This is a genomic window from Prochlorococcus sp. G4PB16 (assembly GCF_059772465.1).
This window is the reverse complement of the sequence record NZ_CM186289.1, coordinates 611,737-636,694: the sequence shown is the minus strand read 5'-3', so window position 1 is coordinate 636,694 and position 24,958 is coordinate 611,737. Positions and strand designations below refer to the sequence as shown.

Here is a 24,958-nt window from a genome sequence, read left to right as displayed (position 1 = left end):
TACAGGAGTGAATTTCTGGTGGCTTGTAAACTTGCGTGTTCTCCTTGATGTATTGTTTGCTTCTTCTCTTGGAGTTCTTCTTTTTACAAGAGTTAAAGAGCAAAGGACGTTATGGCTTTTAAGGGGTTACCTCTTTTTGGTTTCATTAGCTTGGTTCGTTCAGAGGTTTGCAAACTTACCAATTACCTCAAAACTTGTTGATGCCTTAGTTTTGGCCTGCTCATTATCTTTGGCAATCTTATGGCAAGGTGAATTAAGGAGATTAATGGAATTATTAGGTACTGGACGACTAGCTGTGATTCTTGGAAATACTCAAAAAGAATTTAGAGCAAGTTCTAATACTTTTGCTCAATTAACTGAAGCCGCAGGTCGATTATCACAAAATAGAAAAGGAGCATTAATTGTTGTTGATATGGGAAGTGATTTACGCCCTGAAGATTTCCTTTTCCCTGGAGTTCCCATTGATGCTCAATTATCCTCTGAATTGTTATTAAATCTTTTTGCAGCTGATACTCCTCTTCATGATGGAGCTGTTTTAGTAAAGGGAAATAGAATTATTTCAGCAGGGGTGATTTTGCCTCTTTCAAGGCAAGGAATTAGTAGATACGGAACTAGGCACTTGGCAGCTCTTGGTATAACCGAACGATTTGATAGATGTATTTGTGTTGTAGTTTCAGAAGAATCAGGTACGTTATCCTTAGCTAGTCAAGGACGACTAGAGAGACCTATTACAAGCAGTCGATTACTTGACCTTCTGAAAGAATTGTTGGATCCTTCAAATGTAACTGGATCAAAGTCAACCAGCATTAATTCTTCATTGAAAACAACTTCTTCTACTATTGAAACTAAAGTTGCTCAATCAAGAGTTAATCTTGGCAAAATTAATGACAGCAAGGAGTCTTTGAATTGACATACCCTTCTGTAGTAAGCGCCGATAATTTTCGAAAGGTATCCCCATTGCCTAAAGATTTGGATCATCTTCGTATGCCCCATCATATTGCGGTAATTATGGATGGAAATGGTAGGTGGGCGAAAGCAAAGGGTTTGCCAAGGTCGCTTGGTCATACAGCTGGGGTTGAGGCTCTAAAAACCACTTTGCATTTGTGTGCTAATTGGGGAATAGGAGCATTAACTGTTTACGCTTTCTCAACTGAAAATTGGTCCAGACCTCGTGAAGAAGTAAATTTCTTAATGACACTTTTTGAAAGTGTTCTTAAACGTGAATTGACTAATTTAAAACTCGAAGAAGTAAAAATTAATTTCATGGGTGATCTTGACCCATTACCAATTGCATTGAAAGACTTAATAAAAGAGTCGGTTGAATCAACTTCTAATAATAAAGGCATTCATTTTAATGTATGCACTAATTACGGGGGACGGCGGGAATTAGTTCGAGCTGCCCAAAAGTTGGCAGAACGTTCAGTTAAAGGTGAATTAGATCCTTCTTTGATAGATGAAAATGTATTTGCTTCTGAATTGTTTACAGCTAATGAGTCCGATCCAGACTTACTTATTAGAACTAGTGGTGAAAAAAGAATAAGTAATTTTCTTTTGTGGCAATTAGCTTACGCTGAGATACATGTCACAGATGTATTTTGGCCGGATTTTAATCAGGATACTCTTACAAAGGCACTACTTGACTATCAATCTAGAAGAAGGAGATTTGGAGGAGTATAACTAATCTAATTGAATATCTTTAGATCTATGATTTTTTATAGATTATCAGCTAAAACTAAATAGCAATTAAATTTTTATATTCAAATCTTTTTATGACTCTAATTAATTCTAATGTTCAGGAATCAAATAAATCCACTTTAAAAGATGAATCATCTTTAGATTTTAATTCAATAAAAGGAGGAGATATTAGGCATGATTGGTCTTTAGCTGAAGTCAAAGAGTTACTTGATTTGCCATTGATGGATTTGTTGTGGAGAGCTCAAATAGTACATAGGTCTTACAATCCAGGTTATAAAGTTCAACTTGCTTCTCTTCTAAGTGTGAAGACAGGCGGATGCTCAGAAGACTGCGCATACTGTCCCCAATCTGTACACAACGAAACTAGTGTTCAACCTATTCCTGCTCTTCAAGTTGAGTCGGTCCTTGATAGAGCAAGAGCGGCTAAAGATTCAGGTGCAGATAGATTTTGTATGGGTTGGGCTTGGCGTGAGATCAAAGATGGAGCCGCATTTGATTCAATGCTTGAAATGATTAGAGGTGTTAGGGCACTAGGGCTTGAAGCATGTGTTACCGCTGGAATGATTACTGATTCACAAGCTCTTAGATTGGCAGAAGCAGGTTTAACAGCCTATAACCATAATTTAGATACAAGTCCTGAGCATTATTCGAATATTATTTCAACAAGAACATATCAAGATCGACTTGAAACATTGAGAAGAGTACGTATGGCTGGAATAACAGTTTGTTGTGGTGGCATAATTGGGATGGGCGAATCTGTGACTGATAGAGCCTCTTTACTCAAAGTTTTAGCAACTTTAGATCCACATCCTGAGAGTGTTCCCATTAATGCTTTGGTTGCCGTAGAGGGGACACTATTGGAAGGATTGTCTTCTATTGATCCATTAGAGATGGTTCGAATGGTCGCGACAGCAAGGATCATTATGCCTAAAAGTCGAATAAGACTTAGCGCAGGCAGACAACAATTAGGTAGGGAAGCTCAGATACTATGTCTACAATCCGGAGCTGATTCTATCTTCTATGGAGATACTCTTTTGACAACAAGTAATCCGGAGGTTGAGGCTGATCGACAGCTTTTAGCTGATGCTGGAATTAATACGAATTTCACTCAAGAATAACTAGTTATGAAAACGGAGGATAGCCTCAAGAAAGTTAAATACAAAGTTGCTGCGTTTTATAAATTTTTATCAATTTTGGATAACGATATTCTTTTAATTAAAGAAGAATTGACGAAAACAGCAAAGAATAAAGAAATAAAAGGTACTATTTTAATGGCCTCTGAGGGCTTTAATGGTACGGTTTGTGGACCTGAAAAGGCGATTACTGAATTTCTTGGAATATTAAAGCAATTATTAAAGATATCTGATATGAACGTTAAATATAGTTGGGCTGAAAAACAGGCATTCAGACGTTTCAAGGCACGTAAGAAAAAAGAAATCGTAACGATTGGGCTAAAACAAATTAATCCTAATAAATCTGTAGGTAAATATATAAAAGCTGAAAAATGGAATGAGTTTTTAGATGATCCTGATAGTGTCGTAATTGATACTCGTAATGAGTATGAAATCAAAATTGGAAATTTTACAGGAGCCCTAAATCCCCATACGAACTCATTTCGTGAATTTCCTGCATGGGTTCAAAAGCATTTAAAACCTTTAATAGAAAAAAATCCCTCTTTGAAAATAGGGATGTATTGTACGGGTGGAATAAGATGCGAAAAGGCCACTTCTTATTTAATTGAAGAAGGCTTTTCCGATGTACATCATCTTGAGGGAGGAATACTCAAATATCTAGAAGATGTTGCTCCTGAGAAGAGTTTGTGGGACGGTGAGTGCTTTGTTTTTGACCAACGTGTCTCTTTAGATCACGATCTATCCCCAGGTTCATACAGAATGTGTCATGCTTGTGGATTACCTATTTCACCTGAGGATTTGAAAAAACCAACGTATATTAAAGGCATACAATGTGAGGCTTGTGTCAATAAATACTCAGATAGCGATAGAGCTAGATTTGCAGAAAGACAATGTCAAATTGATGAAATAATGAAACGTCTACCTGAAAATTCTATATGGCCATCCTCATGATTAAACCTGAGTTAACTCTAATAGAAAAAGAAGCATCTGATAGAGGTTTGTTGCTGCGAATACAAGTTAGGAGACCCCTTAATATTTGGTCGTTTAGACTAGTTGTTGGTGAAGTAATTAGTAAGGATAGAATCCAACTTTTGGGTGAAATGAAAGGATGGGCATATCAAAATACTAAAGGACTTCAACTTGATACTATGAAGGTTGGCAAGACTTCAAATTCTAAAGTAGGTGATTTGGTTTGGACTGCAACCATGGCTTGGGCTTTAGAAGAAACTCCATGTCGAAGTGCAAGATTGTTGGCCATATATGACGAAAACAATCAACATGAAATTTTGCAACGATACTTTCGTAGGCGTGGATTTAATACTGTGCGTACAGTTGGATCTTCACCTTTGGACTTGCCATTGAGACTTGTATGGGGAGGTGCAGGTGCATTTATGGTAGGTAATTGTGAGACAGTACTTGAGAGAAGTTATAGGAGTTGGTCGAGTAATTAAAACTTTTTCAGGAGACTAATTTAATGTGTTATTTGCGTGGTAACTGCTTCTTACTAATGGACCGCTGTTTACTTTCTTAAAGCCTAATTCCTTTGCTATTTCTGCAAAATCATTGAATTTTGTAGGTGACCAATAATGAGAGACTGGAATGTGAGCAAGTGAAGGTCGTAAATATTGACCGATAGTCAGATATTGACAGTCGACTTCTCTAAGGTCTTTAAGGGTTTGAATTATTTCATGAAATTTTTCTCCGAGTCCAAGCATTATTCCTGATTTTGTGGGAATCTTTGGAGCAATTTCCCTGGCAGATTTGAGAAGGTTTAGTGAATGCTCGTAAGTAGCGCCTCTCCTGACTTCTCTTTGAAGTCTTTTGACAGTTTCAAGATTATGGTTGAAGCAAATAGGATCAGCTGAGAGAACCATTTCAAGTCGCTCTTTTTGTTTTTCGTTATTGTCATTGTTATTACCACCCCAGAAATCTGGTGTTAGAACCTCTATTGCGACATCAGGATTCAATGATCTAATTGCATCCATTGTCGTTGTAAATAGACTTGCACCGTGATCAGCTAAATCATCTCGCGCGACTGCGGTTAGCACCACATATTTGAGATCCAAAACCTGAACAGCTTTTGCAACTTTTTCTGCTTCAAAAATATTTACTTTCTCGGGTGCCTTTCCTTTCTCTACCTGGCAAAATGCACAGCTCCTTGTACAGATTGAGCCACCTAATAAAAAAGTAGCAGTACCGGCTGCATAACATTCACCTCTGTTTGGACATCTACCTTCCTCACAGATTGTATGTAATCTGTTTTCCTTCACGAGCTTTTGGACTTTTTCTAATTGAGATGCGTTACCTATAGATGGTTTGATCCAATTAGGTAAACGTTCTTCTGGAAGGAAGCTGCTGTACTTTGATGTTTTTTTTGTAGTTGTGGTCATTTTTTTCTGATGATTAATCTAGATCTCTACGTCCTTCTAAGGCACGCGAAAGTGTTACCTCGTCCGCATATTCCAACTCACTTCCAATAGGAAGTCCATAAGCAATTCGAGTTACTTTTGTGAAAGGTTTTAATAATCTTCCAACATAAAGACTAGTTGTATCGCCCTCAATACTTGGTGTTAAAGCAAGTATGACTTCTTTTATATTTTCTTTATCCACCCTTCTTATGAGACTTGATATTTCAAGCATTTCTGGTCCAATGCCATCCATCGGAGAAATTAGTCCACCAATTACATGATAAAGACCTTTGTATTCGCGAGTTCGCTCTAGGGCAAGTAAATCTCTTGACTCGGCAACAACACAAATGAGGTCTTGATTTCTTTGTTTGTTTAGACAGATTTCGCATTGTTCTCCTGCTGTCAAATGAAAACACTTCTTACATTGCCCTACTTGACTCTTCGCATTAACTAGAGCTTCAGAAAACAGTCTTATTTTGTCCTCTGGCTGACGCAATAGATGCAAAGCTAATCTTTGAGCAGTTCTGGGGCCGATTCCAGGCAATTGCTCAAATTGATCAATTAATTTTGATAATGGTTTTGTGAAGCCGCTCAGAGTTCAGAAGCAATTAACTTGAATTTAGTCAGAGTTTTATCTGGGTTGCAGTAATTTAAAAAAGATTATCGTCAGTTAAATTAGAAATGTATCAAAATAGTGATGCTTGAGTCTCTCAAAATGATCAAATTCCTCCGAACATCTTTTAAATCTCTTTTGGCTATAGCTCTAGTCTTGTCACTCGGAGCATGCTCTACAGGAGGAGCCGCAGGATTGGAACCATTCAAAAGTCAGGATGGAAGATATGGTTTCCTTTTCCCAACAGGATGGACAAGAGTGGCAGTCGATAATGGCCCAGAGGTTGTTTATCACGACTTGATTAACTCTGACGAAACTCTCAGTCTTGTTATTTCTAAATTGGAAAATGAAGTGGATTTAGATGATTTAGGTGGAGCAGATGCCGTAGGGGAGAGACTTTTTGGAGAGAAAAATAGTAATAATCCTATTCAATTAATTGATGCTTCAGAGAGAGAAATTGATGAACGCAAATTCTATAATCTTGAATACTCCGTTGCTTTAGAAGAAAATAGTAGGCACGAAATCGCAACTGTCGTTGTAGATAGAGGTTATTTATATACACTTGCAGCTAGCACTAGTGAACAACGCTGGTCGAAAATGCAAGAAACTTTTAAGAGAGTAGTAAATTCTTTTACTTTTTTCATCTGATTTAAGTGTTGTTTTCACCGGCTTGAATTTTCCAAAGGTAGTAATAGAAATCTTTATTTTTTAAAAGAGAAAGATGTTTTCCTTGCTCGATGATTTTACCTTTATCTAAAACTATAATTTCGTCAGCATCTATTACTGTACTTAAACGATGTGCAATAACAATTGTAGTACAACTATTTGTTATCTTCTTTAGAGACCTTTGAATCGCTGCTTCCGTTTCATTGTCTACAGATGCTGTTGCCTCATCTAATATTAATATTGGCGCATTTTTTAAGATTGCTCTTGCAATAGCAATTCTTTGTCTTTGTCCACCTGATAACTTTTGTCCTCTTTCTCCAACTATTGTTTTTAACCCTTGTGGTAGTTGATTAATAAACTCAGTTGCTTCTGCAATATCAGCAGCATGTTTAATTTTTGATTTATCAATATTTTGTGATCCATAAGAGATATTTTCTTCAATTGTTCCTTGGAATAAATATGTTTCTTGGCTTACTAATGCAATACAACGTCGTAGACTTTTTAAATCCAATGATTCAATTGACTTCCCATCAATTTCTATTGAACCTTTACTGATTTTATACAGCCTTAATAATAGTTTTACTAGTGTACTTTTTCCAGAACCGGTAGCTCCTACAATGCCTATTTTCTTACCAGGAGTAATATTTAAATTAAAGTTATTTATAACTTGAGCCCGACCTTGATATGTAAAATCAATATTTTTAAATTTAATTTCACCTTGAACATCGTAAGGATCTAATTTGATTTTTCCAGTTTTTATTTTAATTGGTCTATCTATGAGATCTAAGACTCTATTAGTTGATGCCATTGATCTTTGATAATCATCCAAAATATGCCCTAATGTCGTTAAGGGCCATAATAATCTTTGAGTAATAAATACTAAAAAACTATAGGTTCCCACTGGCATTAATCCTTTCCAAGTTTGAAAGCCGCCAGCAATTAATATTGCAAGGAATGCAAATAGTATTGCGAATCTAATTAATGGAATAAATGCTGCTGATAGCTTAATTGCCTTTCTATTACTTTCTTGATATAAATTGCTATCTAACCTTAATCTCTCAAGTTCCCAATCTTCGGTAGCGAAACTTTTAATAGTAAGCATTCCACTGAGGTTATTATTAAGTCTTGAGGCAAGATCTCCAGCTCTATCTCTGACTTCACGGTAACGAGGTGCTAGGCTTTTCTGAAAATTAATAGATCCCCAAAGAATAAATGGGATGGGGATGAAAGCTAGCAATGCAACGCCTGGAGCTAATAAAATCATTGCTCCACCAACAATAAAAACAGTAATTATTAATTGAATAATTTTATTGGCGCCTTCATCCAAGAATCTTTCTAATTGATTGATATCGTCATTGAGTACTGTCATAAGTCTTCCTGTATTATCTGATTCGAAAAATGTCATCTCTAATTTTTGTAAATGGTCATATGCTTTAATTCTTAAATAGTGCTGCGTTTTCTGAGCTAAATTTCTCCACATTAATCCATATAAATATTCAAAGAATGATTCAGCTGTCCAAATGAAAAATGAAATTATTGCAAGTGCAATTAATTGATCTGGTACAGTATTAAATCCAATTGAACCAAGCCATGAACTTTCTTTTCTTACTACTACATCAACAGATATACCAATTAAGACAGGTGGCGCAAGATCAAAAAATTTATTTAATATAGAGCAAGTAATAGCTGAATAAATTAAACGCTTTTGCCTTTTAAGATTACTTAGAAGTCTTGATAATGGGCTTTTATTTTTGTTTGAATTTGATTTAAACATTTTATTTAGATTTCTATTCTTTAGAGATTATATTTCTTAGAAGCTTTATCTTTACAGTAAGCTCGAGAGTTTTTTAGCGAACTGCCAGAATTATATTTTTTAAAAAAACACTCACATGTAAAATCACTAATTTCTTTTGAATTTTGTTTATTCTTGATATCAGGTTTTGATTTTAATGTTGCAATACATAATTTATTAATAAGACTATTTTTACTACTAATGTTTTTTTCCTTGGCCATCAAGACGATATCGATATCCATTAGAATCAATGTGATAATGCTGCTGAATAATAATTTACAAAGCATTTTATTGGGTGTTTCTTTTATCAGTTAGCTCTGTTTATCTGTAATTCTCTATTCATTACTTTAACTTTCTTTAGAGCTTGAAAAACATTATCAGGCATTTGTTTTGGCAAATCTACTAGGCTGTAATTTTCAAATATTCTTATTCTGCCTATAGATCTTCCTTTTAATCCAGCTTCGTTGGCAATTGCTCCAACTAGATTTCCAGGCTTAACTCTATCTCGGTGCCCAACTTCAACCCTAAACCTGTCCATCTCATCTTCAAGTCTGTTGTTATCAAAATCACTTCTTCGACGTTGTTTGAATTTATTATCTCTTCGATCAGTTCTTGTGTTTCTTTGAGCTGATTGTCTGATCCAATCCTCATTCCCATTCTCAAGGAGAGCATTAAAACCAACTGCTAAATTTAATGCTGCAAGTGTTAAGTCTTTTGGATCTATATCTAATTCTTTTTCAACATTTTTTATTAATTCTTCTAAAATATTAGCCTCTTCTGGGTTATCTCTTTCTGTTGAAGCGGCTTCTATTAATTTTGCTTGTAGCTTCTTTATTCGGTTGCTATTAATAAGTTCATTGTCTGGAATATCCATTTTCTCGATTGGTTGACCTACAGCTCTTTCAAGATTACTTAAAAATGATCTTTCTCTTGGATTAACAAAAAGAATTGCTTCACCATTTCTTCCTGCACGGCCAGTTCTTCCAATTCTATGAATATACGCTTCGCGATCAAATGGCATGTCGTAATTGATTACTAAACCAATCCGATCGACATCAAGGCCTCTTGCTGCAACATCTGTAGCTACTAAAATATTGATAGAACCCTGTCTTAATCTTTCAACAGTTCGTTCTCTTTGATTTTGAGGAATATCTCCGTTTAAAACAGCTACATTATATCCATATGATTCTAATTTTTCAGCTACTACAATTGTAATAGCTTTTGTTCTAGCAAATATTATTACTCCTTCTTCTGATACAGCTTCAAGTACTCTTTGAAGTGCATTAACTTTATAAACATTTTGAACGCTTATATACCTTTGCCTGATAAGTCTTTCTTTTAATTCAGTTGCTTTTATAGTTATTTCCGCAGGACTATTTAAATATTTTTTTGATAATCTTCTTATCTCGGATGGCATCGTTGCTGAGAATAAAACTAGTTGTCTCTCCTCTGGCAATTGTTCTAAAATCCACTCAACATCGTCGATGAATCCCATCCTTAACATTTCATCCGCTTCATCTAGAACTAAACAACTTAGATGACTTGTGTTGAGAGTCTTTTGACGCATGTGGTCCATGACTCGTCCTGGAGTCCCTACGACAACATCAACTCCCCTTCTAAGAGTATTGATTTGATTTCGGAAATCAGAACCACCGTATATTGCAAGTACTTTAAAATGAGGGTGACCTGCTGAGTATGTGCGAAATGATTCAGCCACTTGCATAGCCAACTCGCGAGTTGGAGCCAGAACTAAAACTTGTGGATGTCCAACATTCTTTTTCAGTCTTTCTAGGATTGGCAATGCAAATGCAGCTGTTTTCCCTGTGCCCGTTTGAGCTTGTCCAACTAAATCTCTACCAAGAAGTAATTCAGGAATTGCTGCTTTTTGAATCGGAGTAGGTGATGAGTAGCCTTTATCAGAGATTGTTTGAATTAGTTCTTCACTAAAGTTAAATTCAGAAAATCCATTCTCTGATTTTTGATCACCTTCATCCAATATTTTCTCAGTAGGTTCCTCGAGAACATCTTGTTCTACTGGACATGAGGAATCCTCATGTAGATTTTTATTTGTCATCTAATAATGGTTGCCTTTTTGTCCTTCAAATTAGGCAGACAACTTCCGATCGGTGTATAACCGTGCTTTGCTGACTCGCCTTGTTAAAGGGATATAAAATGAATTTTATCATCTCAAAAATCCTTTTTGGAATAATTGAACACATCTTTAAAAGTCTTCTTCTTTATTGGTAAATACCAGTAATTGTTTTTTTGCACGAGTTATTGCTGTGTAAAGCATTCTTGTTTCATAATCATCAGAATAATGTTTTTTGAGAGTATTCTCTCCTGAAACTTTTGAGGTGGTTGGCCAAAGTAAAAGAACTTGATCAGCTTCACTCCCCTGTGCTTTATGAATTGTCATTGCATATGCAGCATCATATATATTTAACCTTGATGGGTTTATTAATCGAGTTACTAGTCTTTGATCTTCAGAAAAAACATTAAATAAAAAACGTCGTTGTGTGCCGTTGCCAATAATTATCCCAACGTCTCCATTTGCTAAGCCTATTTCAGGTTGATTACTTTTTGCCATGATTGGTGTTCCAATCTCCCACCTATTTACTTCCTTCTCAAAGCTCTTTCCTAAAAGGAACTCGTGGATTTTCTCTACACCCCAAGGACCATATCTTTGTGGACAAAGGATAAGAAGGTTATCTATGAATTTAAAGAGTTTTTGCATCTCAACTGATTGTGGTACCTCAATCATGCTTGATTGCCATGCTTCAGTCGGAAAATAATTAATACAATTTTCTGTTAACTTTTTAAGCTTTTTTCTATGGCTGTAAAGAGTCCTTACTACGGGATCTGGAATACTTTTTAAAGATGAAAGGTAATGACGTGTATTTGATGAATCTTCTTTAATTGAAAGAAGGTGCCAAAAGGCATCTACTCCTTCATCTTTAAGTGTATTTCTTAATAAAGCGATATCTCCCTTATTTCGGTATGACTTTGTAAGTTTGACTGAGTTTGATTGAAAGTTTGTTTTCGTTTCTTTCTCTTGCAAGATTTGCCATATACCACCACTCCCTATTGGTAATAATTGGTCAGGATCACCTACTAAGATTATTTGACATGACTTTGTTAATGCATCAAGCAATCCATTAATGGTTGACAAGTCAACCATTGACATTTCGTCTATGACTATTAAATCTAATTTTAATAGACGTTTAGAGTTTCTTCTGAAGCCATTTGGTCCTGCTTCTAACCATTTATGTAATGTTTTAGAAGGGATATTAGAAAGCCTATCCTTTAAATGATCTTCAAAATCTTCAATACCTGCCTGAATAGTATCTTTTAGCTTTTTTGCAGCTTTCCCTGTTGGAGCAGCCATTCCAATATCAAGAGTCGGATTTCTTGTTAGTGCTTGTAAAAGCATTTGCAGGATGGTACTAGTCTTGCCTGTGCCTGGGCCACCGCTTAATAAGATGATTTGTTTTCTTATAACAAGGTTAACAGCTTCTATTTGTTGAAGATTTAGATGTTCTAGATTCTTAGCATCAATTCGAACCGCTAATTCTTTAGAGAGGTGATTAATAGGCTGATTCCTTACGAGTATTTTTTGAATGGTCTCAACTATCTCATTATGTGTTCGACGCCAACTGATCAAATCCCCATTTAAAACTATTGGGGAGTTATCTCCTTTAATCCAGCCACTTTCTAATAAGGCTTTCATATGATAGTCGGGCCAACCTTTGTATTTAAGTTCAAGATTCTTAGGGATTTCTTTAATATCTATATAAACATCACCTCTTGATAATCCATCCATTAATACACTAACGATATCGATTAAAGCTTCATTAAATTCTATGGGTGGGAAATAGCGAATTAGAGTAGCTAATAATGATTGATTTAAATCAGTTGAAAATATTTTTTTCAAGGGTTCTCTCATCTTTGTTGCCTTTTAATCAATAAATCAAATTTTTTAATTCTTTCAATAGGAGCAGGTTCGACAATTAAGCCTGGAGTCCTTTGAGGAAAATTCTCCTCTTTTAAATCTCCTTTATCTGGAAGCCCTCTTAAAAACACGTAAATGTAACCTCCAAGATGTTTTTGAGGTGAATAATTGGGAAGCCTCCAATTTAAAAATCTATGTAAAGCAAGTAAATATATATGGGCTTGTAGTGGATAGTGATGATGGTACATTTCTTCATCCATTTTGGAAATTGAATAATTTGAGGGACCACAAGAAGAACCATCCTCTTTTGATAGCGAATTTCCTATCCAGTTGCTTTTCCAATCTAAAACCCACCATTTAGCAATTTCATGATTTGGATGGTCTGCAAAAACTTGGTCTATGGATCCAGTTAGAAAACCACTACTATAGATATTTAGATTCATTAGCTTATTTATATAGTCTGAGCCATATTTATTTTGGATATCTTCTCTAAATATTGATGATAATTCGAGAGTATTAATTGGATTAGCTCCATGACAAATTGGAATATCAAATTTTAATTCTTTGATAGAGCTTTTAGAATTTAAATTTTTCATTTGAAATTTACCTAAAGGACCTCCTAAAGGTAAATTTGCAATTCTCTTTAATAAAATCTTGATTGGTTTAATAAATGAATTACTTATATTAACTATGTTTAATTCCTCTTCTATTATAGTTGAAATTTTAAGTTCATTTTCAATATCATTGAAATCTATTCTTTCAAGTATTTTATGAAGACAAGTACCTGCTATAGGACCTCTAGGGAAAGTAGCAATAGGACTATTATTAGCCTGTATCTGATCTTTTATATTTTCAGTTATTTGATCTTTTTCCATAAATACTTGATCAATTTCTTGGAGAGATTTAGGCTCAATTTCTTCTTTAAATGTATGATCTTCATTTAACTCATCTGAAAAGTCTGTAAGAATTAATTCGTCATTTTGTTGTGATATCCATTTTGAAAAACTATACCTTCCCCAACTATTATCAAACAAATGGTTAGGAATTTCTCCAAGTGATAATATGGCTTCACTTTTAGGTTGTGTCCATGTTTTATTAGTTTCAATTACTTTTATATCTTGAATATCAACTTTTAGTTTCCTTCTCTTGAAGGAATTTTCCATCATTTCTTTGGTATGTTCTTCTATATTTAGATTTATTGATTCAGATCCAAATAAAAATCCTGAAAGAGGGTTGCCTTCTTGATCAGCTGCCTTTGCCCACAGGACTATTAATTGTTTTTTAGCTCTTGTAAAAGCAACGTAAGCTAAACGCTCTGCTTCATTTAATGATTCTTTTCTAATGGATTCTTGATATGAACTATATTTTTTACGCCATTTAAATTTTTTAGAAATTAATAGATTTTGATTATCTTTCCATAAATGACTTTTTTTATCTGGGGGCTTTTGCCACAAGTATGGACAAATTACTATTTTAAATTGAAGTCCTTTACTCTTGTGGATTGTAATTATATTTACTGAGCTATTACTAATGACACTGTTAGGTTGATATTCTTCGGGTATTGATTCAATGGACTGAAATCGTTGACTACTAAGCCATTGTGAGGCTCTTAAAGCATTAAATTTCTGTCGATGGATCTGTTCGTCTACTAACTGAGAGCTTTGATAAAGATCAGCTAATAAAGTTCCTCTATTAGAAAGATCAGCTATTGATTTCCCTTCTAGAAAGTTTGATAAACAGCCTAATAATCCAATCTTTGAAAATAATTTCGAAAGTTCATTGAACTTCGAAGATAAAGAATCAAAATCGCCATTTATCTTTGATTCAATGAGTTTTTCCCTTTTCCATTGCATTAGATCAGAACAGGTTAGTAGGGCAAGTTTTTGTTGGTTAAACGGACTGACGATACAGTTAATGAAAATCTGTAGGATTTGAGCACCCTCTCTAGTAAATATATTTTCATTGCTTAGGAGTTGTGAAGGAATCTTTATTTTAGATAAATAGCTATGTATGCTTTTAGCTTGATCGTGCCTATTGACTAGTATGCAAATATCTGAGGGGATTAAATCTTTGGGATTATTACTTAACAGCTCTAACAAATAATTTCCAAGAACTTTCGGAATTTTGTCCTCTATTTTACTTTTTGATTCTAATTTTATTCTATGAATTTTTTCATCTTGATGATTGTCTATTAGATTTATTATCTTAAATGGTTCTTTTATTCCATTGAGTTTTAGTAGATCTTCCTGTGAACATGGATTAAGTTCTTGAGTTGATAGATTTGATCTTATTAAACCATTAAGAAATAATTTATTGAGTATTAAAATCAGAGGTTTTATACTTCTATAATTAGCATTCATTAAATGAATTTGATCACAAGCTTCTCTGGCTTTCATATATGTATCTAAGCTTCCACCTCTAAAACTATAGATTGCTTGCTTTGGGTCTCCAATCATTAGTAATAGATGTGTTGATCGATTACCAAAGGCCTCTTTTAGTAGTCTCAACTGGACTGGGTCAGTATCTTGGAACTCATCTATTAAGGCAACTTTATATCTAAGTTTTAAGTTTTTATAGATATTGTTAGGATTAACTTCATCTTTAATTCCATTACTATTTAATTTCTTGGGATCTAATAATTTAAGTAGATCAGAGTAATTTATTACACCTTTTTTAGATTTTCTTTTTTCAAGCTCCCTTTTAGTCCATAATAAAGCATGTTCCCAAACGAATTCACCTGGACTATCATACAAATCTCCTATAGTATCAAGTATTAACTTCATTTCTTCTGAACCATAATCAGTTTTATACTTCATATCTAATTGGTAAATATTTTTAGGATGAAAATATTTATTTATTAGGTTTTGATTTTGAATATCCTCATATGATGGTCGCCTTTTGTCTTTATATTCTTCAACCCAGTTACTTAAAAGCTCATAACGATTTATTCTGGGCTTGGATGAGTATGGCCTTGTCTCTTTAATACCTTTAGATCTTAGATCCTTGGCAATTTCTATGAAGCTATTTTCTAGCTCCTGGCCCTTTTCATTCCATATATTCGTAAATTCTATCCATAAAGATTCAAGATATTTGTTTAATTGAATTGAAAGACTTTGTTCTATGTTCAAATGATTAAATGTTTGCTTAAAAATATTATTTGGATCATTATCCAATGAAGAAAGAACTTGAATTAAATTCTTACGGTTGAAATTAGTTTTAAATATTCCTTTTAATTCTGAGACTTCTATTTCTAATATTTCTTTTTTCCAATATTCTTCAACAATTTCAGTTATTAGCGATTCTGAACTTTTTTCGATGGTAGGGTTTAAATTATTTCCATTTTCAATAGCATCTCTACGAAGCGTTTTACTGCAAAATCCATGAATTGTTGTTATGTCTGCATCGTCAATTCTCTCTAATGCTTCTAAGAGTAAGGAAGCTATATATAAAGCTCTTTCTTTAGATGTTATATTTAATTCGACCCATTCATTTAATACGTTATCAATTTTATATTGCTTTCCATCTGTATTAATTGATTCAATTATTTTTAATGCCAAAATTAATCTTTCAATAATTTTTGCTTTTATTTCTGATGCTGTTGCTTCTGTAAAGCTAACTACTAGTATTTCGTTTATTGAATATTCTTGTTCAATCAATAATCTTAATACAAGATGAGAAAGAGAAAATGTTTTTCCTGTTCCAGCACTTGCTTCTATTAGACGTATTCCATTGGTTAAAGGATACTTGTTAGCTTGAAATAATTCTATATTAGTCATATTTATTTCATAGTTAAATAATAAAATAAGAACTAATTTGTTTTTTATCTATTTTCGATCGAGGTTGATGTTTTAATTTGCTTATGATTAACATTTCAGGATCTCCAATCTAAATATTTTATTTGTTTTATAATAGCTGGTACTTCTTTTATATATCTTTTATATTCAGGAAATTTAATTTTCAGCCTTTCTTCTTCCTTTAAAGCCTTTATTTTTAAAATGTAAGCTAATGATATCAGTAGAGATAGATGTATTAAACTTAAAGACAAAATACATATTCCTAAAGAAATAAATAATAATCCCTTATATAGGGGGTGCCGAACATATTTGTATGAATTATTTTTTATCAGAATCGATTCATTCATTGGATAAGGAAGCGGTGTAAGATTTTCTCCTAAATCTATGAATGCTTTAATGACAATGAATAGACCTAGAAGTGAAATTGCCAATCCAAGAATTATACAAAAAGTAGTTATTGAAAATTCTATACGTGTTATTTTTGGATAGGGAGGTAATAAATGCAGCAAGATTATAATTATTTGAGAAAATAAATACCACTCTCCTTTTGAATTATTAAATAGTCCCTGCTTGCTAAATCCCCATTTTGATAAGATAGTTTTCATATCCATAAAGAGACTCCTTTTATTTAGCTTCATTTTAGTTTCTAGATTAGTTCGTGTTTTTTAGGAATGGTTCATATAGGCTCATTAATACGTCATTAAATGACTCAAAGTCTAAAAAAGTAGAGGCTTTGCATTTTTTGCCAAAGCAAAGTTCCATTATTAGAGTTTCACGTTCTCCTTGAATATATAAATCACCTTCCCATTTCTTTTGAAATAAATCTTGCTCATTATTCTTCTTGTCTTTTTTGGCAAGGGCATAAGCCAGCCCACTTTCTGGTGGTACGGGCCAACAATTATTTCTTCCTGCGGCGGCTAATTGATGTATTTGTATTAGAGTTTCAGACGCTTCTTTGGTATTGATTGGTAAAATCTCCTTGCTTACTTCAAAATTAATTTTTTTGCTATGGTCAGTTTTTTTAGAAATAATCAGTGTTTTATAATTAAATGAACTATTTGCAGATAAATATAAATGATTAAGCCATGAATTCATAAGGTTTTTATATTTTAAATTTCCAACTTCAATCTGTAATAAATTATCCCCTCTAAAGTAAAATTCACCTTCTAACTCTTGCATCTCAATAATTTTTTTCGTTATTTGCCCGTTAGCGTATATTGCGGATATTAAATTATTCCATCGTTCCTCAAGAAGATCCTCTTCTATTAATCCAGAGCCTTTTGGAGGGAAAACACCTTTGCCAGAAAAGGTCTCTTTCCAGTAGTTTGAATTATTGCGCGTGTCGTTAATTTTTGTGAGATCACTATTTTCTAGTCGATGTTTAAGAAGTTTATATCTTTCCAATTCTGAAAGCTCGAGTAAATCATTGTCTTCAATAAGATTGACAAATTCTTTTGATTGGATTTCATTTTCTTTTAACCATGTTTCTTGTGGATTGAGTAACCATTCCTTAGTTTTTTCGAAGGAATAAGATTTTAATACGCTTACGCTTGTATCTTTCCATTTTATCGGTAATGCTAATGAGACATTTTTAGTCGGGATTGCTTTTTCAATCCACTTTCTAGCTTCTAGATTCTTCCTGTCACAACTCATTATTTGTGAATTTTCTGTTTTTATAAAGTTGAAATGATCCAGAGGATTTGCTGGTGGCTCAATGAGAATCTCTTGAAAGGTGTTGTCTCCTAATTTGATTTTTAAGTAATTCAGCCATTGTTGAATAGGGCTTGGAGGCTCAAGATCTTCTCCTGTCTTTTCATCTTTGGAATTCCAAGAAACTAAAAGATTTTGACGAGTCGAGATTAAAGCTTCTAGCAATGAATAGCGGTCTTTGTCATATTGGTTTGGGTCTCCAAGCTCTCTTTTCCTCTCTAGGAGATTAAAGCTTCTTCTATTATCTATTCGAGGAAAAGTTCTACTTTCTAGCCCCATAATGATGATGATTTGATGAGGGATTGCTCTCATTGGTTCTAAGGCACTAATCGTAATTTTCCCTGTCCTATGACCAAATTTGCCATTTGTAGAACCTAGTGCTTTGGTGATAATGTCTTTGACTACTAAACAATCAATTTCTAGTTCAAAATCATCTGTTATTAGCCCCCAATTGTTAACAATAGTTAGTAGTTGTTGCTCTTCCCATGCCCATTCTCCACCATCCCCAAATAAATCCTTTATGAGCAATGTGATAAGTTCTATCCATTCTTTACACGAATGTTTCCTGCGAATTGCATCGATATAATTGCAAAGTTTTGAAAGTATGCCCCAAGCCTTAATAAATACTGTACTTGAAATATTTTCGGAATAAGGGGAGATATTGCTTACTCGATTAATTGGATCATCTGGTAAAACAAGACCAAGTAGAAATCTTTCTAAACACCAACATAGGCTATGAGCTTCTTCCCCAAATCTTTCTGAAGAATCAAGTCCCCAAGTAAAGCCGGCGGATTGAAGGCTTTTGTTAATCTCACTTACCTCGTCAATACTTATATTCTGTTGTGCTCGTAATGCTTGATTAGTTAATAAGTTTTCAAAAATTGATGCGGTTAGACGAGATGCAGAAATCTCTAAAAGATTTAACACAAAATGTATTAAACCTACTTTATCTTCTTGACTTCTATCTGTGATTACCCAGGGTATCTGAGTAGTATTATTATTTATATTGTTAAAGACTGAGGTAATTATTGGCGCATAGCTATCCACTTGTGGTGTCATTATTAAAATATCTCTAGGTTGAAGTTCCTTATCATTAGAGAAGATCTGTAATATATAATCCCGTATCAATTCCACTTGCCGATACTTACTTGGAGATTTAAGGAAAAGTAGTGATCTGTCAGATTTTTCTTTAGTTAAAATACTTTCACTTTCTGTGAATAACAATTCTTGCTGTAGTTGTTCTAATAAATTTGGTTTGTTCCCTTTATTAGTGGCGATATCTGCAGTAAGAGAAAAAATATCTTCCTCATTTCTTTCTCCCAATTGATATTCACCACTCCCCTCTAGCAACTGTTGAAATTCAGCTCCCATCCGTCCAAGGAAGGCTTCAAGTCTTGGAGAATTAAGTAGCCATTTCCTGTCAGGAGGAGTATTCCATGTGTTTCTAAATTGCAGTCTTCTTGCTTCACATCTTTGCCAAAGATCATTGCAAGGGGAAATTAAATAAATTTTTATATTTATTACTTTTGAAAATGCTTGAATTAAATCTATTTGCAATGGTGCCAAACTGTTAACTCCAAAGATATATAGATTTTTTGGATAATCTAATTGAGAAATATCATCTTTCTTTAAACATTTAATGGCTTTTTCAACTTGGATGCAGAATGGATCTATGTTTATCTTTTTATATAATAAATTAAATAATATTTCTTGCCAAAGGATATTTTTGTTAACATTAATTTCTTTAAAATTTTTCTTTGCTTTCTTACTCAACCATTGCTTGATGATTTCAGGTCTATAAAGTATGTAATCATCAAATATCTCTGCAATATTATTTGCTATGCTCCATAAATTTATATTAATTTCTTCATTTTCTTTTTCGCTTATATCTAGCCAAGATCGAATAACCTTTGCTTCTTCTTCTTTCATTAATTCTGGTAATAATTCTAAAATATTCCAAACAAGATGATTCTTTTCCCATGGATCTTTTTCACTAGGATCAATACCAATAATTCTCTTGACTAAACTTTTTAAATATGTACCAGGGAATGGGTATTTGACTAATGCATTGATATTATTAATTATTGAGAGTTTTTCGCCTAACCATCTGCTTGATGGCCATGTACTTACGATAATATTGACTTCTTCAGTTATTTCAGGAGGATTTAATTGTAGTTCGTGTGCCAGTATCTCTGCTAACCATTCAGCTTTATTACTTCGATAAATTGTTAGCAAGAGTCAAAATGCGATTTAAAGATATTTTTAAAGTAAGAAGTTGTCTTTTCTTGGATTGATTATTAGGCTTTTCATTTCTTTTACTGCCTGAGATAGACCTACTGAAAGGGCTCTACAAATAATTGTATGGCCAATATTTAATTCTTCAATCCCTTCTATAGCTGCAATCGCTTCAACGTTTTGATATGTCAATCCATGCCCTGCGTTTACTCTCAAACCATAGGATTTTGCTTTGGCTGTGCTCTCTTTAAGAATAGATAATTCCAAATCTCTTGTCTTGCTTTTTGTGATTGCATATTTACCTGTATGCAGTTCAATCCAGTCGGCCTTTACTTCGGCACAGTTTTCTAATTGAGCTTGGACTGGATCAACAAAAAGACTAACGGGAATATCCTCATCTGAAAGACGTTGGATTATTTCATTTAATTTGTTTTTGTTTTTAATGACATCGAGTCCTCCTTCTGTAGTGACCTCTTCCCTTTTTTCAGGAACTAATGTAACCATATCTGGTTTGAGATTAAGAGCTATTAAAGTCATTTCTTCATTTGCAGCCATTTCCAGATTTAGTCGAGTATGCACAGTTTCTTTTAGAAGATTTAGATCTCTATCTTGAATATGCCTTCTATCTTCTCTTAGATGAACTGTTATGCCATCAGCACCACCTAACTCTGCTAAAAGAACCATTTTTACTGGGTCAGGTTCAAATGTCTTGCGAGCTTCTCGGACATTTGCTATGTGATCAATGTTTACACCAAGACTTGCCATAGGTATTTAAAATATACTTCGATTGTATTCAACAAAAAGGAAAATAAGGTTTAGCCGCTGGAGTAACTGCCCAGTCCGACCATTAATAATAAAGCTTTCGGAGTTAACTTCATTACATAGCTTGTTAAAGAGGGATTTTTTTGCCCCTTCTTCTCAGAGAAAAAAAAATATGCCTCGGGGTTGATCCTTTCTGGAGTCGATTAGCTATGTTTGCTACGCAAGATTTTGCGTTGAATAATTTTTTTCGAAGAAGAATAGTTATTGGTAGTGAAAATTTACCTTTAAGTGGTTCTGTTGTACTGGCTCCCACTCATAGATCCAGATGGGATGCTTTGATGTTGACTATGGCTGCTGGGAGAAGGATTACGAGTAGAGATTGTAGATATATGGTGACCAGATCAGAGATGAGAGGGTTGCAAGGTTGGTTTTTAAACAGGTTGGGTTGTTTCCCTATTGATCAAGGAAGACCTTCTTTAACCACTCTTAGATATGCAGTGGATTTGTTGATTTCAAGTCAGCAATTAGTTGTATTCCCAGAAGGAAAGATAAATCGATTTGGCGAGCCTGTAAAACTGAAAAAAGGCTTGGTTCGCTTGGCTCAACTAGCTTCTAACAAAGGGTTGGAAATCAAAGTTGTTCCAGTCGGTTTAGCCTACAGCGATGTTATTCCTAAGTTTTATGGATCGGCATCAATTTGTTTCTCTAAACCAATAATTATTTCGAGGGATTTTAATCAATCTACAAATGACTTTAATATTGAACTTTCCAAAAGTATGAGAAGTGCCGAACATTCGGCTTTGTTAGCCGTTGGAAGAAGATAATATGATTTTACTTAGTTGAATCTTTAGCACTACATTGAATTTATCTTCCCAAAATTCACTTTAATTCTTTAATTGAAAATGATTACAGCCCAAGAAGTTACTCTTTTAATTAGGCAATCACTTCCCGATGCTCAAATTGAGGTAAAAGATATGGGTGGTGGTGATCATCTTGAAGTCAATGTTGTATCTGATGAATTCTCGGGCTTATCTCTTGTACAACAACATCAACTTGTTTATGGTGCGTTAAAAAATGAATTGAAAACAGAAACAATTCATGCTTTGGCCTTGAAAACCTCAACTCCTCAATAACTTTTCAGATATGGATTCCACAACTCGTTCGAAAATTGAAGTCTTAATTAATTCAAAACCAATATTTGTTTTCATGAAGGGTAATAAGTTGATGCCACAATGTGGTTTTTCCAATAATGTTGTTCAAATTCTTAATTCATTGGGAATGAGCTTTGATACTTTTGATGTGCTTTCAGATATGGAAATTCGAGAAGGTATTAAGGAATTTTCAAATTGGCCGACAATACCCCAGGTTTATGTGAAAGGTGAATTTATTGGAGGCTCCGATATTTTGATCAGCATGTATAACTCTGGGGAATTGAAAGAAAAGTTAGAAATTGCATTAGCTTCATAACTTGTCACTTTTTTGATTCTTATCCAGGTTCTTTTTGAAAAAAGAGGTTATTAATATCACCATCAGGACCAACAAAGCTTGAAGGATCCATGATCCATCTATCAATCAAAGATTCTAACTTTTCCTGATCTCTAGAGCATAATCTCTTGCAATTCCTGAGGGAATGTAAATACCCATCTGCATAGATCCTCAGCTCAGATGGACTGTGGTATCGACTTCTTAACTCTTGACAGGCATCACAAATTGATTGGAAGTGTTTTATGGCTTCTGGAGAATCAAAAGATGTCATGGTTTGCTAAGACACAGACTATTCTTGATAGTCAGCGAAAAGTTTGCTTTAATATCTTTTCTAGTCTAAGGGTCTACTTTTATAAGTTGTGACATTAATACCTGCAGATCAGCTTGCTACTGAGCAAATCCAAGGATCCTCCTCTTCCCCTGTTCAAGCAACCACGCAATCACCATCCAAGGTGCTTGTTGTTGAACCACATCCAACCCTCAGAACTGTTTTGGTTCAGAGGCTCAGGCAGGATGGGCAGCTAGCCGCAGCAGTAGGTTCTGCTGAGGAGGCAGTTGACCTTTGTCGAGACCAATCACCAGATTTATTAGTTAGTGCTGAATTATTGGAAAAAAGTTCAGCTCTTCGACTTGCACAACAATTGGGATGTTCAGTGATTGTTCTAACGGCAAGAACAGGAGTTGAACCCGTTGTTGGCCTTTTAGATGATGGTGCTGATGATGTCTTAAGGAAGCCTTTTGGTCTAGAAGAATTAGCTGCTAGGTGCAGGACTTTACTTAAAAGAGGAAGAATAGGTTTACAGGAACGTGTAGCGGTTGGCCCTCTTGAGGTTCACCTTCTCCTTAGGCAAGTCACATTGCGAGAGAAACCTGTCGAGCTAAGTCCACGGGAGTTTGCATTGTTATGTGCTCTGTTGATGCCACCTGGAATGGTAAGAAGCCGCCATGAGCTACTTCGAATGGCTTGGCCTCCATTTAGTGGTGGTCCTCGCTCTGTTGATACGCAGGTTTTGACACTTAGAAGAAAACTAGAACAAGCAGGACTTGGTGATGGAGGAGGAATTACAACTGTTCGCCAGCAGGGATATAGGTTTAGTCTTGATAATTTGCCTTCATAATTTCTAGTAAGTTTTTAATTTTTAATAAGTTATTTTGGAAGTTCCCATTTGTTCATTCCCAGCTTTGTGCCAATTATGTGAGCACAGGCATAACCGCTAAAGGCCACAGCATTTAACCCTTGACCTGGGAAACAAGAATCACCAACACAATAAAGCCCTTTTATTTTTGTAGTATTAAACGGCATAGGTAGAAGGCCTGGTAATCTCATTGATGGAATTGGCCCATAACTTCCTTTGTTTCTGGAAAGAAACCTTTTATGTGTTCTTGGGCTCCCTATCTCCTTGTGTAAAATATTTTGACTAAGGTTTGGAAATATTTTTTCTAACTTTGAAATAAGTTTATCTCCATCTTCTTTTTTCTTCAGAAGATATTCTTTGTTGCTTAATCCCTCCCAACAATCCATTGAAGAAGGAGTAAAAGTATGAACAATATGGCTGTCTGAAGGTGCTAATGATGGGTCTAATAGAGTTGGGATTGACAGAAAAGTAACTCCTTGTTCATCTTCCATCTTTTCCCATTCATCAAGAAGCAGGTGATGGCAATGTGTATTAGAAGGGATAGAATCTTTTTTTACTCCCAAATGTAGAGATAAAAATGAAGGAGAAGGGATATATCTATTTTTCCATTTAATCTCGGCCGGTGGAGTTTTATCTTGTTCTACAAGTGGATCATTTACTCCCTGGCCACCAAAAGTGTCCCATCTCGTGGCATTAGAGACGATTGTTTTACCAAAAATTTCTTCTCCATTATCTAGTAAAACACCTATTGCCTTTCTGTTTTCAAAAATTATTTTTTTTACTTTTGCTTTATATCTTACTTTTCCCTTAAAGTTTTCAATTCCTTTTACTAACTTTTCTGCAATAATACCAACACCTCCTTTTGGATAGTTAATACCTCCATAATGTCTATCAGAAAAGACCATTCCTGCATTTATCATAGGTGTTAAGTTGGCTGGCATAACTGACCAGCAAAAGCATTCAATATCTATAAATTTCAAGAGTGCGGGATCTTTGATATATCTTCTGGCAACATCTCCTGCATTAACTGGTAACCATCTGGCGAGCCCTAGACATGATAAGGGTGATTTAAAAAAAACTTTCATTAGATACCCTGGATCTTCTATTGAAAGTAGGGGCATCGAATCTAGACAATTAAAAACATCCCAGCATGTTTCGTAGAAATGATTTATTCCTTTCTCTTCATGAGGAAATAAATCAACTAGCTTAGAAATAAATTTTTGATAATTTCTATCAACTGTAATTTCTAATTGATTAGGTAGATGATATGCCAATTGTGTTGGGTCAGGAATAGTTTCACATTCTTGTCCAACATCTTTGAGTGCTCGTGTAAGTAAATTGGTGTATCCCTTATTTCCAAACCCAAAAATCATTGATGCGCCAACATCAAAAGTAAATCCTTTCCTCTTAAATGAGCCACCACTACCCCCAGGAATATTATATTGCTCAAGTACGAGAACTTTTGCACCCTTACTTGCTAATTGACTTGCCGTAACTAATCCGCCAAGACCAGAACCAATAACTATTGAATCCCAGTCATGATTTTCATCATTTTTATTCGTTAATTGAGTCATGATGTT

Annotated in this window: 22 protein-coding genes; 10 read left to right on the top strand and 12 right to left on the bottom strand. The window is 34.4% G+C overall.

Annotation, left to right across the window (positions count from 1 at the left end):
- The first annotated feature begins 7 nt into the window (after window positions 1-7).
- The 5 genes from cdaA (at window position 8) to AC6EIZ_RS04030 (ending at window position 4,279) form a co-directional block, all read left to right on the top strand.
- A complete protein-coding gene (cdaA, locus tag AC6EIZ_RS04050; protein ID WP_498512574.1) occupies window positions 8-910 on the top strand; it encodes a diadenylate cyclase CdaA in 903 nt (300 codons plus the stop codon).
- Window positions 907-1,677, top strand: a complete 771-nt coding sequence (gene uppS, locus AC6EIZ_RS04045) for an undecaprenyl pyrophosphate synthase (RefSeq protein WP_498512573.1) — start codon at window positions 907-909, stop codon at window positions 1,675-1,677. Before cdaA ends, uppS begins: the two co-directional genes overlap by 4 nt.
- Before the next feature lie 92 nt (window positions 1,678-1,769).
- On the top strand, window positions 1,770-2,813 hold the full coding sequence (bioB, locus tag AC6EIZ_RS04040; RefSeq protein WP_498512572.1) for a biotin synthase BioB: 1,044 nt from the start codon (window positions 1,770-1,772) through the stop codon (window positions 2,811-2,813).
- Window positions 2,814-2,819: 6 nt separating this feature from the next.
- Window positions 2,820-3,779, top strand: a complete 960-nt coding sequence (gene trhO / locus AC6EIZ_RS04035) for an oxygen-dependent tRNA uridine(34) hydroxylase TrhO (protein ID WP_498512571.1) — start codon at window positions 2,820-2,822, stop codon at window positions 3,777-3,779.
- Window positions 3,776-4,279 (top strand): hypothetical protein, encoded by a 504-nt coding sequence (locus AC6EIZ_RS04030; protein ID WP_498512570.1) that lies wholly within the window; start codon window positions 3,776-3,778, stop codon window positions 4,277-4,279. The genes trhO and AC6EIZ_RS04030 overlap by 4 nt, the downstream gene beginning before the upstream one ends.
- A gap of 15 nt (window positions 4,280-4,294) precedes the next feature.
- Here the strand turns inward: AC6EIZ_RS04030 and lipA are convergent, their stop codons facing one another.
- Both lipA and recR read right to left on the bottom strand, forming a co-directional pair.
- Entirely contained in the window at window positions 4,295-5,218 is a 924-nt protein-coding gene (lipA, locus tag AC6EIZ_RS04025) for a lipoyl synthase (RefSeq protein ID WP_498512569.1), read from the bottom strand.
- A 13-nt stretch (window positions 5,219-5,231) separates the two neighbouring features.
- Window positions 5,232-5,831: a recombination mediator RecR gene (gene recR, locus AC6EIZ_RS04020; protein WP_498513173.1), complete on the bottom strand. Its 600-nt coding sequence runs from the start codon at window positions 5,829-5,831 to the stop codon at window positions 5,232-5,234.
- Window positions 5,832-5,951: 120 nt separating this feature from the next.
- Between recR and psbP the strand changes: the two genes are divergently transcribed.
- Complete coding sequence (gene psbP, locus AC6EIZ_RS04015; protein WP_498512567.1) at window positions 5,952-6,497, top strand: photosystem II reaction center PsbP; 546 nt, start codon at window positions 5,952-5,954, stop codon at window positions 6,495-6,497.
- Between the two features lies 1 nt (window position 6,498).
- Here psbP and AC6EIZ_RS04010 read toward each other — a convergent pair whose 3' ends face one another.
- From AC6EIZ_RS04010 to AC6EIZ_RS03975, 8 genes are all read right to left on the bottom strand, one after another.
- Window positions 6,499-8,289 (bottom strand): ABC transporter ATP-binding protein, encoded by a 1,791-nt coding sequence (locus AC6EIZ_RS04010; protein WP_498512566.1) that lies wholly within the window; start codon window positions 8,287-8,289, stop codon window positions 6,499-6,501.
- 20 nt (window positions 8,290-8,309) lie between these two features.
- The gene (locus AC6EIZ_RS04005) at window positions 8,310-8,549 is read right to left on the bottom strand and encodes a hypothetical protein (RefSeq protein WP_498512565.1); all 240 of its coding nucleotides are present in this window, start codon (window positions 8,547-8,549) and stop codon (window positions 8,310-8,312) included.
- A 65-nt stretch (window positions 8,550-8,614) separates the two neighbouring features.
- Complete coding sequence (locus tag AC6EIZ_RS04000; RefSeq protein ID WP_498512564.1) at window positions 8,615-10,381, bottom strand: DEAD/DEAH box helicase; 1,767 nt, start codon at window positions 10,379-10,381, stop codon at window positions 8,615-8,617.
- Between the two features lie 147 nt (window positions 10,382-10,528).
- Entirely contained in the window at window positions 10,529-12,250 is a 1,722-nt protein-coding gene (locus tag AC6EIZ_RS03995; RefSeq protein ID WP_498512563.1) for an AAA family ATPase, read from the bottom strand.
- Complete coding sequence (locus AC6EIZ_RS03990) at window positions 12,247-16,032, bottom strand: UvrD-helicase domain-containing protein (RefSeq protein ID WP_498512562.1); 3,786 nt, start codon at window positions 16,030-16,032, stop codon at window positions 12,247-12,249. The genes AC6EIZ_RS03995 and AC6EIZ_RS03990 overlap by 4 nt, the downstream gene beginning before the upstream one ends.
- Window positions 16,033-16,127: 95 nt before the next feature.
- A complete protein-coding gene (locus AC6EIZ_RS03985) occupies window positions 16,128-16,655 on the bottom strand; it encodes a methyltransferase family protein (protein WP_498512560.1) in 528 nt (175 codons plus the stop codon).
- Between the two features lie 46 nt (window positions 16,656-16,701).
- Window positions 16,702-19,995 (bottom strand): exodeoxyribonuclease V subunit gamma, encoded by a 3,294-nt coding sequence (locus AC6EIZ_RS03980; protein ID WP_498512558.1) that lies wholly within the window; start codon window positions 19,993-19,995, stop codon window positions 16,702-16,704.
- A gap of 27 nt (window positions 19,996-20,022) precedes the next feature.
- A complete protein-coding gene (locus AC6EIZ_RS03975) occupies window positions 20,023-20,760 on the bottom strand; it encodes a pyridoxine 5'-phosphate synthase (protein ID WP_498512556.1) in 738 nt (245 codons plus the stop codon).
- Between the two features lie 140 nt (window positions 20,761-20,900).
- On the opposite strand from AC6EIZ_RS03975, the gene AC6EIZ_RS03970 reads away from it, so the two are divergent.
- The 3 genes from AC6EIZ_RS03970 (at window position 20,901) to grxD (ending at window position 22,224) form a co-directional block, all read left to right on the top strand.
- A complete protein-coding gene (locus tag AC6EIZ_RS03970; RefSeq protein ID WP_498512554.1) occupies window positions 20,901-21,581 on the top strand; it encodes a lysophospholipid acyltransferase family protein in 681 nt (226 codons plus the stop codon).
- 78 nt (window positions 21,582-21,659) lie between these two features.
- A complete protein-coding gene (locus AC6EIZ_RS03965; RefSeq protein ID WP_498512552.1) occupies window positions 21,660-21,890 on the top strand; it encodes a BolA family protein in 231 nt (76 codons plus the stop codon).
- A 10-nt stretch (window positions 21,891-21,900) separates the two neighbouring features.
- Window positions 21,901-22,224, top strand: coding sequence for a Grx4 family monothiol glutaredoxin (gene grxD / locus AC6EIZ_RS03960; RefSeq protein WP_498512550.1), 324 nt, complete (start codon window positions 21,901-21,903; stop codon window positions 22,222-22,224).
- A gap of 19 nt (window positions 22,225-22,243) precedes the next feature.
- On the opposite strand, the gene AC6EIZ_RS03955 is transcribed toward grxD, so the two are convergent.
- Complete coding sequence (locus tag AC6EIZ_RS03955) at window positions 22,244-22,513, bottom strand: DUF6761 family protein (protein ID WP_498512548.1); 270 nt, start codon at window positions 22,511-22,513, stop codon at window positions 22,244-22,246.
- An 88-nt stretch (window positions 22,514-22,601) separates the two neighbouring features.
- Here AC6EIZ_RS03955 and AC6EIZ_RS03950 point away from each other — a divergent pair, with 88 nt between their 5' ends.
- Window positions 22,602-23,360 carry a response regulator transcription factor gene (locus tag AC6EIZ_RS03950; RefSeq protein WP_498512546.1) on the top strand — a complete coding sequence of 253 codons (759 nt, stop codon included), beginning with the start codon at window positions 22,602-22,604 and terminating at the stop codon, window positions 23,358-23,360.
- Window positions 23,361-23,389: 29 nt separating this feature from the next.
- Here the strand turns inward: AC6EIZ_RS03950 and crtH are convergent, their stop codons facing one another.
- A complete protein-coding gene (crtH, locus tag AC6EIZ_RS03945) occupies window positions 23,390-24,952 on the bottom strand; it encodes a carotenoid isomerase (RefSeq protein WP_498512544.1) in 1,563 nt (520 codons plus the stop codon).
- Window positions 24,953-24,958: the final 6 nt, after the last annotated feature.